Origin of the sequence: Texcoconibacillus texcoconensis (genome assembly GCF_014202575.1) — a bacterium.
Classification (GTDB): domain Bacteria; phylum Bacillota; class Bacilli; order Bacillales; family Salisediminibacteriaceae; genus Texcoconibacillus; species Texcoconibacillus texcoconensis.
The window spans coordinates 43,747-61,438 of the sequence record NZ_JACHHB010000002.1; the positions used below are offsets into that span (position 1 = coordinate 43,747).

Here is a 17,692-nt window from a genome sequence, read left to right on the forward strand (position 1 = left end):
ATGTTCCTCCCCTTTAGTTGGAGCCTCTAAGCCCTAAATAGTTTCTCGTTTCTTGAGGTGTCATTGGTTCTTGCCCTTGTATTGCCAATATTCCGACCATTTTGTCAACAAGTTGCTCGTTTGTAGCTGGGACACCTTTCTTCAAGTAAATATTATCTTCTAAACCAACGCGGACATTTCCGCCCATTAAAGCCGACTGCGCTGCGATTGGTAATTGTTGACGCCCGATTCCAAATGCCGACCAATGCGCGTTTTCTGGTAGACGATTTTGCATATAAACCATCGTCTCTGCATCTGCTTCTGCTCCCCAAGGAATCCCTAGGCAAAACTGAAAGATCGGATCCATATCGACAAGTCCTTCATCGATCAGTTGTTTCGCAAAACGAATATGGCCTGTATCAAAACATTCTAATTCAGGTTTTACACCACTTTGCTGTACAAGCTTTGCTTGTTCACGAAGCCACTCTGTCGGACTCATATAAATTTGATCTGCAAAGTTTAAGCTCCCACAATCTAACGTGCACATTTCTGGTAGAAGTTCTCCGACAGGTCGGTGGCGCTCTTCGGCTGTTTGAATATCCGTTCCTTCACCGCCAGCAGATGGTGTTTGTTTCGATGGGACGAAATCTCCACCGCCACCTGATGTAATGTTAATGACAACATCGGTGTCTGCTTCACGAATTCTTTCTACGATTTCACGGTAAATCTCAACATCGTGCGTGATCCCTCCAGTTTTCGGGTCCCGTGCGTGAATATGGGCAACCGATGCCCCTGCCTTCGCTGATGCGATCGCAGATTCTGCAATTTCTTTCGGTGTAACAGGTACGTTTGGGTTCTTTTTATGGGTATCTCCAGCTCCTGTTACCGCTGCGGTTAATACAAGTTTCTTTCTCATAAATAGCCCTCCTCATATTTCGTTTGTTCAATTAATGCTTCTCGAACTTCTCGTCGTGTTTTCTCTTCTAAAGAAACAAGTCCTAATAATTCGGTTAACCAAAGGCCGTCGATGGCTAAGCGAAGTATTGTCGCTTTCGTCGTATCAATGCCATCAATATCGAGTTGCTCTTGCCACTCTTTATATCGATTCCGCACATTATTGAGCAATTCAGGATTCATCGCCAATGCAGCTAATAATCCCGCGTTCATATCTTCGTTATCATAAGTTTGACTATACGTTTCTTTAATGATCGAACGCGTCCATTTCCCTGTTTCCATCTCATCTTGTTCCATCAGTTCAGTAATACCTTTTTTATATGAATCAATTAAATGATCAACCATTCCTTCAACGAGCACTTCTTTTGTTGGGAAGTGGTAAAGAAGACCACCTTTACTAATGCCAGCTTCCTTCGCTGTTGCTTCAAGTGTCAAAGAAAAGACACCTTTATGTTGTACAATTCGGGAAGCAGCTTCCAAAATGTCAGTTTCCCGGGATCTCTTTTTCAAACAGAACCCCCCTTCTTGCAAATGGAACCTCAGCAATTTTTAACTGTACCGTCTGGACTGTTTGTTTGACATTTATGAATGTAGCATAGCTTTTTGAGCAAATGAACCTCCAATTAAATTTTCTGACAATTCGACGAAAACCGTCATGACGCGTTAAAATTTTTTTACACACAGGTTTGTTTCGACATTCTTCCCGAGCCAACAACGATGAAACGGGTGGAATTTTATCCCTTTTCCGACATTTAACACTTTTTTTACAGAGGTTTGTTAATAAATTTTTACACATATAAAACACTATTTTTTATCGATTCCCAGAATGAATAACTCAAATGGTTTGTAAGTAAATTCAATAAAAATACTTTATTTTACATTTATTAAGGCATAAAAAAACGAGCCTTAAATCAAAAGACTCGTTTTAGTAGATTTATTCTATTTATTTGTTCCTGAAATCGTCGTTTACGATTCTAGCCATTCATCAACATCTTCACGATTGTCTTCAATCCATTCATCCGCTAAATCGTCTAATTCCTCATCTTCCATACTTACCATCATTTCTTCAACGTCTTCAATACTTATTTCAAAATCTTCAAGGAACCCGTGAAGGTCTGGAGCTTTCTCTTCAAAATCCGCACCAACACCTGTTACAACATCATCTTTTTCCCAGATGTCATTAGGATCATCTAACATTTTAATATCGAAAAGTTGGAACATCGAGTGTGGACGCCAAGCAAGGAAAACAACCGGCTCTTCATTTGCGGTCAGACGACTAACTTCTGCAAGCATCGCTTCTGTACTTGCTGAAACCAATTCTAAGTCTAAATCATACTCCTCAATCACTTCTTCGGACACAGGCATCATTCCAGCACCCGGTTCAATCCCAACAACTTCATAATCAAACATGTCTTCGTTACCTTTTAAATCTTCGATACTATTAATATCCTCCATGTATTCAGGCACTGCCCAACCTGTATCAGCATTTTCATACAAGGTACCGAGAAGTTCGATCGAATCTTCATATTGATCTAAGTAACTTGCGTGGAGGGTTGGTAACCACATATCTGCATAAACGTCAACATCCCCACGAGCTATCCCTGTATACATGACGCCGACATCACCTTCCATGATTTCTGTCGGATAGCCGAGTTCTTCTGCGATCGACTCAATAATCGCTAATAGCGGCAATGCTTGGTCATAAGGGACCTCTCCTAAAGTGATCGTCGGTTTTTCTTCAGAATCACTTGTTCCTTCCTCACCGCTACCTTCCTCTGCACCACAAGCACTTAACATTACTACACCTGTTAAAGCTGTTAATGACAGTACAGTTTTCGTCCTTTGCTTCAATGCAATCAAATTCAATTTTTCTCACTCCTCCTAAAATTCACGACAATATTATGTCATTGATTTCCTTTTTACGAAACGATCAAACGGACCTATATCAACGTTATAATGGTAGGGAAAAAGAGCTCGTTTATTGCTAGATTTATTTTTAAGCTTTTTTGCGCTTTTTTGAATAATGAGGACATTTTTTTCATAATTGAACCAATTTCATAACCCTTGGGAAAGCGTCCGCCTGCAGTGAAAATCACAATCCATGTTCGAAATGATCTTTTCATCACCTATTATGAAATTCATTCAATTGATTCCGTTTCATTTGATCCTTTAAATAAAAAATGCAGAGCCACCACTAATCGGTGAACCCTGCAACTTCTATGATTCTATGAACTTTTCAATTTTTTTACCTAAAATAATACTTTAATTCCACTGCAAAGCGACTTCTTCTACATAAGTTTCACCACATTTTGATGAACGATTTGAAGATCTATTATTCTTCCTCTTTAAACAAAGGCGTTGATAAATAACGTTCACCATGATCAGGAAGGATGACAACGATCGTTTTTCCTTTGTTTTCTTCTCGCTTAGCAATATCCTGCGCAGCACGGATGACAGCACCTGCAGAAATTCCAACTAAGAGTCCTTCGCTTTTTCCAACCGCTCGAGATGCATCAAACGCCTCTTCATTCGCAATCGTGACCACTTCATCAAAAGCATCCGTATTTAACACCTCTGGTACAAAACCAGCACCGATTCCTTGAATTTTATGCGGTCCACCTTGACCTCCACTTAATACAGGAGAATCTTTAGGTTCAACTGCTACGGCTTTAAATGCCGGTTTTCTCTCTTTAATCACTTCGGACACACCTGTAATTGTCCCACCTGTACCGATACCACTTACGAGAATATCCACTTCACCTTCTGTATCTGCCCAGATTTCTTCTGCTGTCGTTTTCGTATGAATTTCTGGGTTAGCAGGGTTATTAAACTGTTGCGGTACAAAGGAATTCGGTGTCTCTTCTGCAAGTTCATTCGCTTTAGCAATAGCACCTTTCATGCCCTTTGGTCCTTCTGTCAGTACTAAATCTGCACCTAGTGCCTTTAATAACTGGCGACGCTCAATGCTCATCGTATCTGGCATCACAAGCTTAAGTGTGTACCCTTTGGCTGCGCAAACAAATGCTAAAGCGATACCTGTATTTCCACTTGTCGGTTCGATAATGACCGTATCCTTTGTAATGAGTCCTTGCGTTTCTGCTGCTTCAATCATCGCATTACCAATTCGATCCTTTACACTTCCATGCGGATTAAAGTACTCCAACTTACCAAGCACTTCTGCACCTGTTTCATCACTAATTGCATTCAAACGTAAAAGAGGCGTTCGACCAATGAGTTCCGTTAAGTTTTTTGCAATTTTTGGCCCCTGTAGTACATCTGTCATAAAGAAAACACTCCTTTTATTGTAATAAATTTGTTTTATCTATCTAAAAGTCAGAAAACATTACGTCAGTACGTTTTTCAAACGAACTTGTTTACAGTTTGTCAAACTTGAATCTGACTTTCGATCCAACGACTGACAAGATCATGAGGTAAATAGGTCTTCCCATCCCACGCATACGCCAATCCTTCCATTTGTTTTGGAATCACGTTTAAGGTGAAATACCCTTCACTTAAAAACAACGGGATGACAATCAAACGTTTGCGATTTTCTACCGCTTGCGCTTTTTCATTTAACATGTCTCGATCTGGTAAAAGCATCGCGTGAGACACTTTTGAAAAAGGCATCGATTCATTTAACGTTTGTTCAATACTCTCAATCTTACGTTCCCATATGCTTGCTAAGCGACGTTCTTTGCTTCCATGAGCAACAAGTAACAACACTTCATTTTCTGGATCAGTCGATAACTGTTGAACGCGCTTTTTGATAATCTCAACAATCAATGGATGATCATCCATTGCCGGTCGCCAAATGATTTCTGCATGAGTATCAATTCGTTCTATATCTGTCGGGGAGGATAAGTCAGATTTTATTCCTAAAGCATACTGAATTTCCTCAAGATGAGAGCTACCGGAACATACAAAAAGCGGAATCACAATGATTTTTTGTACTGATTGACGCTCTAACCAACGCACACCATCTGCAATGGTTTCCCCTTCGACGAATTCTAAATATGCCACCGTTAACGGACAATCCGCCTCTACTTTTGAGACCGCATCTTTAATTCGTTGCACCCATTGTTTGTTTTTTGAACCGTGCGCGATCACCAATACGCCAATATGCTGATCGCTTTCTTTATTATGCATATACAACCTGAACCCTTTCTGCTTCTTTTCCAACACCTGGATTATTTTCAAACCACGACAAACTTTCATGAAGATTGACAACATCACCAACAACAATAATCGATGGAGAAGCAAAACCCGCTTCTTCCACACGGGTTGTAATTTCATGGAGAGGTGCAACGATCGTTTCTTGTTTTTGATAAGTTCCCCATTGAATGACGGCCACTGGTGTTGTAAGTGAACGCCCGTGCTTAATCAGTTGTTCTTGAATGTAGGAGATATTTTTCATTCCCATATAGAAAACGAGCGTATCAACACTTGTCGCTAACTTTTCCCATTGAACGGATGATTTTTTTCCATCACTTCTTTGTTGCCCTGTCACAACAGCAAAGGATGAACCTAGATCCCGATGAGTAAGAGGTATTCCGGCATAGGCAGGTGCCGCTACCCCAGCAGTCACTCCAGGGACGATTTCATAGGGGATATCGTAATCTATACAAGACGTTGCTTCTTCACCTACACGACCAAAAACCGCTGGATCACCACCTTTTAGACGTACAACGACTTTACCTTTTTGCGCTTGTGAGATAAAAAGATGATGTATCTCTTCTTGAGAAATAGAAGGGGCATTTGGATCTTTCCCACAATAAATCAATTCTGCTCCGTCCTTGGCATAGCGTAACAACTCATCATTAACGAGTCTGTCATAGATAATCACATCTGCGCCTTTTAAGACATCTGCCCCTTTTACCGTGATCAGTCGTGGGTCTCCTGGACCTGCACCAACAAAAAATACTTTGCCGCTTTTTTGTTTCATCGCTATGCTCCTCTCTCTTCCCTTGTTGTCGCGATGTGTTTTTCTTTTTCTCCCTCTAACCTTAGATTTCCTGCAAAACGAAGCCACCTTTTGTAGACAACTTTTTTTCTAATAACATGATTTCATGAATTTCAGGCATTTTTAAAAACGATCTTTCAATTTCCTTTTCAGCCAAATGAAATGCTTCAGACTCAGCTTCAGCACTGACCACGATATGAACAGACTTTTCCTCATCAAGTACGGCATTGAAACGATAAAGCGCCATGTCCTCTCTCCTCACTTTCCATGGAACAATGATCTTAATTGACCGCCACGTTGTTTGCTAAAATTTCATCAAGCGTTTCTTGTAAATGAGGCAACCCTACTCTTTGATAATATGAATGGAAGGTTTCCCCGCGGTATTTTTCCTGCTTAAATACTTGTAAAAATTGAACGAGAACACCGTCTAACTGACCAGCTTCGATTTTCCCTTTTAACTTTTCGTTAAACTGAGCTGATTCCGATAACGTTCCACCAACATATATTTCAAACGCCTCAACCATTTTTTTATCTTTATTTTTCATTTTTATCCCTTGTAATCCAATATCGGCAATTTGCCTTTGCCCACAAGCATTTGGACACCCTACCATATGAAGGCGAATCGGAACTTCTAATGATAACGCCTCATCTAAATGATCTGCAACATTCTTCATACGTTCCTTCGTTTCAACAAGAGCTAAATTACAATATTCAATCCCTGTACAAGACACTGCATACCCCATGAAGGACTTCGGTTCCGGAAGCAAGTGTTCAAACAACTTTTCATTTAACATTGCTTCTACTTGATCTTCAGGAATGTTTGGGATCACAATGTTTTGTGAATTACTCGTTCTTACTTCACCATTTCCGTACTGATCAGAAATCCGCACCAACTCATAAAGTTCTTCTGTATGCAAACGCCCTACCGGTACATTAACACCAACATAACGAAGCCCTTCTTGTTTTTGTTCGTGCACACCGTAGAAATAACCAGCATTCCACCCTGTCAGGCGTTCTTCTCCTTTTTCTGGAAGCTCGATATACTCAGACAATTTTTCAGTAAATTTTTCAGGTCCCCAGTCTGCCATTAAAAACTTCAGACGCGCTCGTGTTCGTTTTTCACGATAACCATAATCACGGAAAATCGTCGTCACCGCGATTGTCACGTCCTTAACTTGTTCTGGTCGGACAAAAACATTCAGCGGCTTTGCTAGATGAGGTTTTGCAGCCAAACCTCCACCAACATATACGTGGAATCCTGAAACTTCTTTTCCATCGATCACTTTTACTGCAGGAACAAATGATAGACAGTTAATTTCTGCGTTTTGCGCATTATCTACGTTTGCAGAAATAGAAATTTTATATTTACGCGGTAAGTTTGAAAAATCTCGATTTCTTTGAAAATAGTGATAGACGTCATTGACGATCTCACGCGTATCTAGCAATTCATTCGGGTCAATTCCTGCCAATGGATTTCCGACAATCGTCCTCATAATATCTCCACAAGCTCCGACTGAAGACAAACCTACCTTCTCTAATCGATCAAAAATATCAGGAATTTGTTCAATCTGAAGCCAGTGAAATTGAACAGCTTGACGTGTTGTAATATCGAGTACATCACGACCGTAATCTTTGGCAATTCCCGCTAACGTCTTGAGTTGCTCGTTCGTCATGACCCCACTCGGGATATTGACCCTCATCATGAAGTAGCCATCTTCTTTTGGCTTTTGTAAATAAAGCCCAGCCCATTTGAAAAATGACCACTCTTCTTTCGGAATTGAGTCGAAACCGTTACGCGCGTAATAAGGGATATCATCGAGGATGTCGAGTCCATCTTTCTCAAGTTTTGCCTTTTCTTCTTTGCTCAATTTTTCTTGATTTGCCCAATGCTTTGTATAAGCCACGCCGTTTCCTCCTTGAGCTTAGTATTTTGAATCGACGAGATCATTTGATCTAAATCATTGCTTCACTTCGCAAATGATCTAATATTTGATCAACACATTCTTCTATAAAATAACGATCTGTTTCAACCGTTAGCTGAGGGTTTTCCGGCTCTTCATACGGAGCGCTAACACCTGTAAAACGACTAATTTCTCCACTGCGCGCTTTTTTGTATAACCCTTTCGGATCACGCTTTTCACATTCATCGAGTGAACATTTTACATAGATTTCATACCATTCATCTGCTTGCAGTAAGTCTTCAACTTGCTTGCGATCTTCACGATAAGGTGAAATAAACGCACTTAATACAAGCACACCTGAATCGACAAACAGCTTTGCTACTTCCCCAATCCGACGAATATTTTCCGTTCGATCCTCAGGGGAAAACCCTAAGTCTCCATTTAATCCATGCCTCACATTATCGCCATCGAGTACATAAGTTCTGACTGCGCGCTTATGTAAAGCTTTTTCAACTGCGGTCGCAAGGGTCGACTTCCCTGACCCTGACAACCCTGTAAACCATAAAACCCCACTTCGGTGTTCATTTAAGTTCTGTCGGTCTTCCTTTTGAATCGATGCCTCATGCCAATAAACATTTGTCGACTTTTGTTTTTGTTGAGTCACACGCTCACCTTCATTCCACGAATCAATACTTCCGCCACTTCTGGTCGACTAAACTGTGCAGAAGGCGCTTCACCATTACTTAGCATTTTTCTAACTTGGGTGCCAGATAAGTGAACGTGGTCTTCTTTTCCATGCGGGCACGTTTTCGTTGATGCCATACTGTCACACTTTTTGCAAAAGAAACTATGTTCAAAGAATAGCGGACGAATACCAAGTTCCTCTTCAGTAAAGCGATCAAAAATCCGTTGTGCATCGTATGTTCCATAATAATCACCGACACCTGCATGGTCACGCCCGACGATAAAATGCGTGCAACCGTAATTTTTTCGAACGAGTGCATGGAAAATCGCCTCACGAGGCCCTGCATATCTCATCGAGGCAGGAAAAACCGCTAAAAATACGTGGTCCTCTGGATAATAATTTTTAAGAAGCACTTGATAACTTTCCATTCGTACGTCAGCTGGAATGTCATCACTTTTCGTTTCACCGACGAGCGGATTAAAAAACAATCCGTCTACACTTTCTAAAGCGGACTTTTGGATGTATTCATGAGCGCGGTGGACGGGATTTCTGGTTTGAAAGCCGACAACTGTCTTCCAATCTTTATCTGCAAATGTTCGGCGCGTCTCTTCTGGTGACAAATAAAACAATTCAAAACGTGTCTTTTCTGGTACTTTCACTAAAGTAATTGGCCCTGCTAAGTAAACAGCACCACGGTTGTATAAGTTTTTCACCCCTGGGTGTTTTTCTTCTGTCGTTTGATAAACATTTTGCGCCTCATGTTGTTTATCTGGTTCATAGATTTCTTCAAGCTCGATCACACCGTATGTTGAACCTTGATAATCTAAACGGACTCGTTCCCCCACCGTTAAAGAAGCTGCTGTTTCCTGTGATACTGGTAATGTGACCGGAATACTCCACACTGTTCCATCAGCTAATCTAAGATCGGAAACGACGCGATCGTAATCTTTCGAACCAAGAAACCCAGTTAGCGGACTATATGCTCCATTTGCAATCAATTCCAAATCCGACAAAGCAATCGTATCAAGTTCTACGGTTTGTTTAAGCGATGTGGTATCTACACTTTCATCTATTCGATTGATTAATTCTCCTCCGTGTGGTTGACCTAGTTTCATAATCTTCACTCCTTTAAGTTTTTTGATGAATATCTATCAACCTTTGTCATGAAACCTTGAATGGTTCATTTTCTAAATGAAAGAATAAGTCATCGTTTACGAGTTTAAATGCAACCCACATTCCGTCTTACCACTCCCTGACCATCTTCCTGCTCGTAAATCTTCCCCTTCTTTTACTGGTTGTGTACACTTTGTACAACCAATACTCGGGTACCCTTGATCATGCAAAGGGTTGTATGGTAAATCAAACGTTTCAATGTACTGCCATACATCGTCCCACGTCCAATGAATCAACGGACAAACTTTGATTGATTTAAACGTGTCATCACGATTGATATAATTTATATTGGCGCGCGTTGGCGATTGTTCACGCCGCAAACCAGATAACCAAGCTTGATACTTTGAAATCCCTCGTTCTAATGGTTGTTTCTTTCGAATCCCACAACAACGGTCTGGATTTTTCCCCCAAAGTGCCTCCCCGTATTGGTCGGCTTGTTCTTGTAAAGATAACTCGGGTTCGACCATTTCAATCGTTAAACGCGGATACTTTTCACGTATTTCATTAATCAATGAATACGTTTCTGTAAAATGAAGATGTGTATCAAGAAATGCAATATGTGCATCAGGCTTCACTTTACTAATGAGATCGATCAAAACGATTCCTTCAGCTCCAAAACTACAAGCATAAAGAAGTTCATCATCAAAGGTTTCATACGCCCACTTTAAAACGTCTAATGCATCTTTTTTTTCAAGTAACTCGTTTTGTTGTCGGTAATCTTCATCTTTTAAGGCGTGATACGACCAGCTTTCAATAGAACCTCCCATTTCTTAAATGCCTCCTCCTTGATCATGGATGGACCGCTTCTCTTCATTGATCGATTTGTATAAACTTACTGATCCAAGTGTGGCTACCAAAATACTAATGACGATCAATATCACATATGGATTTGGAAGCAAAATCACATGGACCATCGAATATGAAAAAACAAGCGCAAACACTGGGGAGACGACCCATACTTTCACAATTTTTTTAATCACCGTTTGGTGCCATAATTGAAATCCATTATCCGCTGTTCCAATCCCTACAATCGCAGATGTTGTCACTTGTGTTAACGGAACCGGAATACCAAACAATGATGCGATCGTGACAAGGGTTCCCCCTGTTCCTGAAACCGTAATTCCTTGTACGACGGAAAGTGAGGTGATCTTTTTTCCGTTCGTCTCTAAAACTTTGCCTCCTAGAAACAAAGCACCGAGTGCTAGAAATGCACCACCTAACCATATTCCTGTTGTCTCATCCAACAACCCTGCACCAATAACCGGTCCAATCGCATTGGCTACATTGTTCATACCAGCTGCAAAGGCTTCAAAAACGCCAACAGCGATGAGAAGAAAAACAAGCCATTTTTTCTTTTTCCCTATAGGCTCACGACCGCCTTTTCGCGTTTGAAAGTAATTAATCAACTTACCGAAGATCCAAGCGATCGTAAATGCGACGATCGGAATGATGACCCAAAGAGAAACAATAATTAAAATATTTTGAACATAAAGAGTCTGAAAGGCGACCCCAACTCCGACAATCGAACCGATCGTGACCTCACTTGTAGATAAAGGAATACCGAGAATGTTTGCCAAAAACAACGTCAATGTTGAAGACAGTAAAATCACAAAGGCAATTTCTACCGTTAATGATTGAGCTGGGATAATCCCTTCACCAACCATTGTGACAACTTCATGGCTACCTATAATTGCTCCGAGAAATGCACCGATGGCTACTAACCATAATGCGATTCTTTTCCTCGGCACAGCCCCACTTCCATAAGCTGGCCCCATCGTCGCGGCTGCACCACTTGCACCAATATTCATCGCAAAAAACAAAGCAATAATGATGACGACATAAGTTAAAATCATTTATCACACACCTTCTTTTCCTTTTAGTGGTACGATACCGCCTTAAAATTACACCAATCATATAATTCTTACCTATTTAGTCAGGATTGAGGTGTAAAAAAAATCAAATCATTTTAAAATTGTATCGATAAGGGGTCAAGACGCTCGATTGGTCGAGACATCCCCCCCTCTTATCTTTTACGCCAGCTATCGCTTATACCGACAGTCTGACGAAATGTACAACAAGTCATTTACTAACTTTTCTCGCGATAAAGAAAACCCATTAAATTCTTATAATTCCTATAATTTAGGTAAATTTTATATCTTTACCCTGTATTTGTCAACAGCATTTTACTATAAAATGACAGCTAAAATTTGCGCCGCGATGGCGACCAAAATAAGTGCAAATGGATAAGCTGCTGCATAAGCAATTGCTGGATCATCTCGCTCAGTGATTGAATTAACTGCACCTAAACCTGGTGTACTCGTTAATCCGCCACATAATGCCCCTAATGAATGAAGAATGCTTAAATGAAAGATTTTCACTGCAATGAAGAAGCCAAGGAATATCGGCAAAATTGTAATAACTGCGCCTCCGATCACGAGTCGGATCCCTTCTTCCATCACAACGGTGACAAGCCCTTCGCCAGCAGTTGTACCAGCACCTGCTAAAAAAAGAACGAGGCCGATATCGCGAATGACACGTGTCGCAGGTTGATAAAAACGCGCTCTAATAGGCCCTAAGCGACCGAAATGACCGATAAGAATCGAAACAAATAACGGACCACCCGCCACACCGAGCGTCATTGTGCCAAAACCAGGAATAGAGATCGGAATCATGCCAATAAACATCCCGACAAGTAAAATTAAACTGAGTGACATGATATGAACGTTTGTTTCTTCATGTTCATGTTTTCCGAATAACTTTTCGATTTCCTGTATGTGGTCTTCAGAACCAACCACGGTAAGGATGTCCCCTTCTTCTAATCGCCATGTGGCACTCTGATTAAATTCAAATCCCCCACGTTCAATACGCGTGACTGTCACACCATACGTAGCCCGTAAATTCAATTCGCGCAAGCTCTTTCCGACAAGTTCTTGAGACTCAACGGTAATCCGTTTCAATAATAAGTGATCCGTATAATCAACTTCACCTTTAACTTGGGAGCCGATACGATCTCTTAATTGTCTTAAATCCCCTAAATAACCAACCGCAATTAATAAATCACCTTTCAAGACAACCGTATCATTTCGACCAATAAAGGTCCTCTCCCCACGAACAACCCGACTGATCACAACCGAATTATTGCGATCTAGTCGTAACTCCTTCAACGTTTTTTTATGAACAGCATCACTCTCTACTTTGATCGTCATCGACTGTGGAGCCCCACGTTTGCCACCAGGTCGTACTTTTCGATCTACATCTTTTTCTACATCGACTTTTAAAATCTTCGGAAATAATTGCACAAACAAAACAACCGCGATCACCCCAAACGGATAAGCGATCCCATAACCGACAGAAACAATCGGATCATTTGTTGCTTCTAATCCTGTTGCTAAACCCGGCGTACTTGTCAACGCCCCTGTCATTAAGCCAATGCTAAGTGGCGCGGATAAATCTAATAAATAAGATACAATCACCGTTGTAATGACAGCAACTACGACAATACAAGTGGCAAGAATACCAAAAACAATGCCACTACTTTTCATCATTCGAAAAAAACGAGGCCCCGCCTGTAGCCCAACAGATACAATAAATAAACTGAGCCCAAAATTTTGAATGAGTGGTGATATTCCGTAACCAAAATGACCAAAAAACATCGCAACAAGTAAGACGCCCGATAACCCTAAACTGACACCTTTTATAGACCACTGTCCTAAAAGTGATCCTAAAAATAAAATAACAAAAATTAAAATTAGTGGGTCGTCTAACAACGCTAGCACATCCATCTGTGGTCTCCCCTTCGCTGTTAAAAAATGTCCAAATCGCCAATATCGAATTCTGTCGATTTTACTCTATCCACGTATTATAACGCTTTTTCATGTCACTGAAATCCTTTTTTCTCTATTTTCACAAAAATGTTAATTTACAAACTGCGTCTTAAAATCTCTTTCCACCATTTGCGCACGATTTCATGTAAAATAAGAAGAAACAGACAGAAAGGCGACAGATTCACATGACAGAACTTTTATTTATTTTAGCCATTTTACTAATCGGAAGTTTTATTCAAGGTGCTAGCGGCTTCGGATTCGGTTTGTTCGCGATGAGTTTTTTACCGTTTTTATTTACGGTGAAAGAAAGTACCTTACTCGTGATTTCATTAGCATTAATTACTTCAATCAGTATTATTTTTAAAGTGATCCCTCATATCCAATTCCGTAAACTGATCATCCTTTTAAGCGCTGCTTTTGTCGGACGAATTGGCGCTTTTTTCATTTTGCACAATTATGGTGATTGGGAAATTCTCGAAACGATCCTCGGTGTCTTTTTAATTGCCGTTGTTATTTATTTATTTCGTAGCAAGCGACCGACACCTGCACCTTGGATGGAGCGCGCCTGGTTACCGATTGTGCTCGGTTTCTTCGGTGGCTTTATCGGCGGTATTTTTGCTGTCGGCGGACCTTTTTTCGTTTTTTATTTCTTATTGTTTTTTAGTGACGATAAATACGCGTACACCGCCAACTTACAAGCGACATTTGTGTTTACGAACTTAATTACGATTATCACACACGGCGTAAATGGCGATTTCTCCAGTGAATTTTTAAATTACTTCCTTATTGGGATTTTTGCTGTGTTAATTGGTTCACGACTTGGCATGCGTTGGTTTAAACATTTATCGCAAGAAAATATTAAAAAGCTCGCCGCTACGGTCGTGGCGGTTGCTGCGATCAATCTTATATTGTTCGGCTAAATATCCAAAAACTTATTTAAGTGCTAAACCTCCACACAAAGGTTTAGCACTTTTTCTTGTATAAAAGGAAAGCTTCGCAAATCTTTCAGCATATCTTTTCTTCTCAAAGGACATGTTAAAAATAAATAAATATGGAAGGAGTCGGACGAGAGATGAGTAGTGGTGCTGATTCGTTGGAAGCTGCGCGATCTTATTGCGCGACTGAGTATGATAAATTGCGTCAAGTCGTTTTATGTACGCCAACCAATATGGAGATTCGTGAGGCGATAAATGTAACACAAGAAAAGTATGAAGCGGAAGGTATTGATATTAATAAAGCGGTTCAACAGCACGATTACTTTGTGCAGGTTTTAAAAGAGCATGGTGTCGATGTTGTGTTATTAACACCGCTGCGTACTTATCCTGAGCAAGTGTTCACGCGTGATATCGGTTTTACGCTTGGGTACACGGTGTTTGTCTCTGATATGGCGCATGGTATTCGACAAGGTGAAGAGAATATGTTTCGTACGTGGTTGGAAGGCGATTTGCTTTCTTATTTCAACATCGCTGGCGATCAAATTGAAGGTGGCGATGTGCTGATCGATAAACAAACGGTTTATATTGGGATTAGTAGTCGAACGAGCGAATCGGCGATCAACCTCTTGAAGCGATTATTACCACAATACGAGATCGTCGCGGTTCCGTTTGATGAAAAATACCTTCATTTAGATTGCGTTTTTAACATTTTGTCACCTGACGATGCTTTGATTTACCCAGGAGTGATCGAGCCTGAAACAGAAAAGTGGCTGCGGTCGCGGTATAACTGCATTGAAGTGACGGAGGACGAGCAGTTTTCGTTAGGTCCAAATGTATTTTCCATTGGTGAGGGTAAAGTATTCAGTCTTCCAGGAAATCAACAGGTTAACACAGAACTCCGCAACCGTGGGTTCGAGGTTATCGAAGTCGATATTAGCGAGATCATTAAGTCTGGCGGCTCTTTTCGTTGTTGTACATTGCCAATACTGCGCGAAAACAGTCCGGCAGATGATACTTTAGTCCACTGAAGGGTAGGTGCTACTTCGGTAGCACCTACCGTTTAACACTTCAACGCACCAAAGAAGGAGGATGACAATGAATATATTCAAAAAGGGATTCGGTCTATTGCAACGGGTCGGTCGAGCACTAATGACACCCGTTTCCGTATTACCAGCAGCTGGGTTGTTGCTTGGGATCGGACACGAAAACGTCCTGGACATTGCTGTCATGTCGCAAGCTGGTGACATTATTTTCGGAAACTTACCGTTAATTTTCGCCGTCGGTGTGGCTATTGGTTTAGCTGATGGTGATGGTGTTGCTGGTTTAGCAGCGGTCATCGGCTTTCTCGTTATGACACAGACAGTAGGTGTTATGGCAGAAAACATGGGCGTAGAAACAGCTAATGTTTTAGGTATGGATACATTAGATATGGGGGTATTTGGCGGTATTATTATTGGTCTTGTTGCCGCCTTCCTATATAAACGTTTTTATAATATCGAGTTACCACAGTTTCTCGGTTTCTTTGCCGGAAAACGTTTCGTACCGATTATTACTGCCGCAACATCGGTTTTACTTGGTTTGATCATGATTTTTGTTTGGCCACCGATCCAATCAGGTATTGATACATTATCCATTCTTGCAACAGAGACAGGTACGACGATTGCAGCATTTGTATTTGGGTTTGGACAACGAATTTTAATTCCATTTGGTTTACACCACATTTTTTATCAACCATTCTGGTTTGAATTTGGTCAGTTCACAGATGCAGCAGGAAATATCGTCCGAGGAGATATGAACCGATATTTTGCTGGCGACCCGGAAGCCGGGACATTTATGGCAGGTTTATTCCCTTTTATGCTCTTTGGTTTACCTGCTGCAGCACTTGCAATTTATCACGAAGCTCGTCCTGAACGGAAAAAAGCCGTTGCAGGGATCATGGCATCTGCCGCTTTAACGAGCTTTTTAACGGGAATTACCGAACCGATTGAATTTGCATTTTTATTCGTCGCGCCGATTCTTTTCTTAATCCACTGTATTTTTGCAGGACTCTCTTTTGTGGCCATGGATCTACTCGGTGTTAAAGCTGGGTTTACATTCTCAGGTGGTTTTATTGACTACGTCTTGTATTGGCCGCTTTCAACAAATGCGTGGATGATCATCCCGGCAGGTGTCGTATTTGCTTTCTTGTACTATTTTGGTTTCCGCTTTGCGATTCGCAAATTCGACTTAGCTACCCCTGGCCGAGAAGATGAAGACGATGAATTGGACAACCAAGGAGATGAAGGGGCTAAAGGGAAGCCAGAAGCTGGGTTAGCAACAAGCGTTCTTCACGCGTTAGGTGGAAAGGATAACATCACCGCATTAGACGCCTGTATCACACGACTGCGCGTATCTGTCAAAGATAAAGGTGATGTCGACAAAGGGAAATTAAAACAACTAGGTGCCTCCGGTGTCATGGAAGTCGGAAATAACGTACAAGCCATCTTCGGAACTAAGTCTGATACGTTAAAAGGACAAATTCGAGATATTATGAATGGAAAAGAAGTCGATGATGGCAAGGTCGAAGTGGATGAATCTAAAAACAAGGAAGAATCTGCACAAGTAAAAGACAAACAGCCATTAGACCTTGTTTCACCACTTGAAGGGAATATCATGTCTATTACTGAAGTTCCCGATCAAGTGTTTTCACAAAAAATGATGGGTGATGGATTTGCGATTGATCCGGAAAAAGGGCTCGTGAAATCTCCGGTTGACGGTAAGATCATCAATGTCTTTCCAACAAAGCACGCAATTGGAATCGAAGCTGATAGCGGTCACGAAATCCTTATTCACTTTGGTATCGATACAGTCGATCTAAAAGGAGAAGGTTTTGAAGCGTTTATTAAAGAAGGTGACCGTGTGGAAAAAGGTCAGGAGTTGTTAAAAGTAGATATTGATGAGATTCGCGACAAGGTTCCTTCGATTATCACACCGATTGTGTTCACAAATTTGGATGAAGGTCAATCCGTCCAGTTACAAAAAGAAGGTACTGTATCAACGGGTGACGAAAACTTGGTTACTATTGAGAAAGAAGAGAAGTGATCTACGTAAGACCGGCGTTACCGCTTTAAAAGAGTGAAGGGTAGGTGTGGTAGGTGCTACTGAAGTAGCACCTACTCTTTACTCGACTAAAGGGAAATCGTGATTTTTCATCTATTTCACTCGTTTTTCTTGGAAAATCTTCGTTTTTTCGTCCAAAATCCTCTTTTTTACACTCGATTTCGCTTTGCTGTTATACAGTG

16 protein-coding genes are annotated in these 17,692 nt (G+C 41.0%); 3 read left to right on the forward strand and 13 right to left on the reverse strand.

Annotated elements, in window-relative coordinates:
* Positions 1-13: 13 nt before the first annotated feature.
* From HNQ41_RS02335 to HNQ41_RS02395, 13 genes are all read right to left on the reverse strand, one after another.
* Positions 14-895 carry a beta-keto acid cleavage family enzyme gene (locus HNQ41_RS02335; RefSeq protein ID WP_184662821.1) on the reverse strand — a complete coding sequence of 294 codons (882 nt, stop codon included), beginning with the start codon at positions 893-895 and terminating at the stop codon, positions 14-16.
* Positions 892-1,443 (reverse strand): TetR/AcrR family transcriptional regulator, encoded by a 552-nt coding sequence (locus tag HNQ41_RS02340; protein WP_184662822.1) that lies wholly within the window; start codon positions 1,441-1,443, stop codon positions 892-894. Before HNQ41_RS02340 ends, HNQ41_RS02335 begins: the two co-directional genes overlap by 4 nt.
* Positions 1,444-1,899: 456 nt before the next feature.
* A complete protein-coding gene (locus tag HNQ41_RS02345; protein WP_184662823.1) occupies positions 1,900-2,799 on the reverse strand; it encodes a glycine betaine ABC transporter substrate-binding protein in 900 nt (299 codons plus the stop codon).
* A 466-nt stretch (positions 2,800-3,265) separates the two neighbouring features.
* Positions 3,266-4,216 carry a cysteine synthase A gene (cysK, locus tag HNQ41_RS02350; RefSeq protein WP_184662824.1) on the reverse strand — a complete coding sequence of 317 codons (951 nt, stop codon included), beginning with the start codon at positions 4,214-4,216 and terminating at the stop codon, positions 3,266-3,268.
* A 101-nt stretch (positions 4,217-4,317) separates the two neighbouring features.
* Positions 4,318-5,079 carry a sirohydrochlorin chelatase gene (locus HNQ41_RS02355; RefSeq protein ID WP_184662825.1) on the reverse strand — a complete coding sequence of 254 codons (762 nt, stop codon included), beginning with the start codon at positions 5,077-5,079 and terminating at the stop codon, positions 4,318-4,320.
* Positions 5,072-5,875, reverse strand: a complete 804-nt coding sequence (gene cobA / locus HNQ41_RS02360; protein ID WP_184662826.1) for a uroporphyrinogen-III C-methyltransferase — start codon at positions 5,873-5,875, stop codon at positions 5,072-5,074. Before cobA ends, HNQ41_RS02355 begins: the two co-directional genes overlap by 8 nt.
* 61 nt (positions 5,876-5,936) lie before the next feature.
* Entirely contained in the window at positions 5,937-6,140 is a 204-nt protein-coding gene (locus HNQ41_RS02365) for a DUF3906 family protein (RefSeq protein ID WP_184662827.1), read from the reverse strand.
* Between the two features lie 34 nt (positions 6,141-6,174).
* Positions 6,175-7,797, reverse strand: coding sequence for a nitrite/sulfite reductase (locus tag HNQ41_RS02370; protein ID WP_184662828.1), 1,623 nt, complete (start codon positions 7,795-7,797; stop codon positions 6,175-6,177).
* Positions 7,798-7,846: 49 nt separating this feature from the next.
* The gene (gene cysC / locus HNQ41_RS02375) at positions 7,847-8,458 is read right to left on the reverse strand and encodes an adenylyl-sulfate kinase (RefSeq protein ID WP_343043313.1); all 612 of its coding nucleotides are present in this window, start codon (positions 8,456-8,458) and stop codon (positions 7,847-7,849) included.
* Positions 8,455-9,594: a sulfate adenylyltransferase gene (gene sat, locus HNQ41_RS02380; protein WP_184662829.1), complete on the reverse strand. Its 1,140-nt coding sequence runs from the start codon at positions 9,592-9,594 to the stop codon at positions 8,455-8,457. The genes cysC and sat overlap by 4 nt, the downstream gene beginning before the upstream one ends.
* A gap of 96 nt (positions 9,595-9,690) precedes the next feature.
* A complete protein-coding gene (locus HNQ41_RS02385) occupies positions 9,691-10,419 on the reverse strand; it encodes a phosphoadenylyl-sulfate reductase (protein ID WP_184662830.1) in 729 nt (242 codons plus the stop codon).
* A 3-nt stretch (positions 10,420-10,422) separates the two neighbouring features.
* Positions 10,423-11,505, reverse strand: a complete 1,083-nt coding sequence (gene cysP / locus HNQ41_RS02390; protein WP_184662831.1) for a sulfate permease — start codon at positions 11,503-11,505, stop codon at positions 10,423-10,425.
* Between the two features lie 333 nt (positions 11,506-11,838).
* Positions 11,839-13,434 carry an aspartate:alanine exchanger family transporter gene (locus tag HNQ41_RS02395; protein WP_184662832.1) on the reverse strand — a complete coding sequence of 532 codons (1,596 nt, stop codon included), beginning with the start codon at positions 13,432-13,434 and terminating at the stop codon, positions 11,839-11,841.
* Between the two features lie 227 nt (positions 13,435-13,661).
* Between HNQ41_RS02395 and HNQ41_RS02400 the strand changes: the two genes are divergently transcribed.
* From HNQ41_RS02400 to ptsG, 3 genes are all read left to right on the forward strand, one after another.
* Positions 13,662-14,396, forward strand: a complete 735-nt coding sequence (locus HNQ41_RS02400) for a sulfite exporter TauE/SafE family protein (RefSeq protein WP_184662833.1) — start codon at positions 13,662-13,664, stop codon at positions 14,394-14,396.
* 152 nt (positions 14,397-14,548) lie between these two features.
* Entirely contained in the window at positions 14,549-15,439 is an 891-nt protein-coding gene (locus tag HNQ41_RS02405; protein ID WP_184662834.1) for a dimethylarginine dimethylaminohydrolase family protein, read from the forward strand.
* A gap of 67 nt (positions 15,440-15,506) precedes the next feature.
* Positions 15,507-17,492, forward strand: a complete 1,986-nt coding sequence (gene ptsG, locus HNQ41_RS02410; protein ID WP_221301823.1) for a glucose-specific PTS transporter subunit IIBC — start codon at positions 15,507-15,509, stop codon at positions 17,490-17,492.
* Positions 17,493-17,692: the final 200 nt, after the last annotated feature.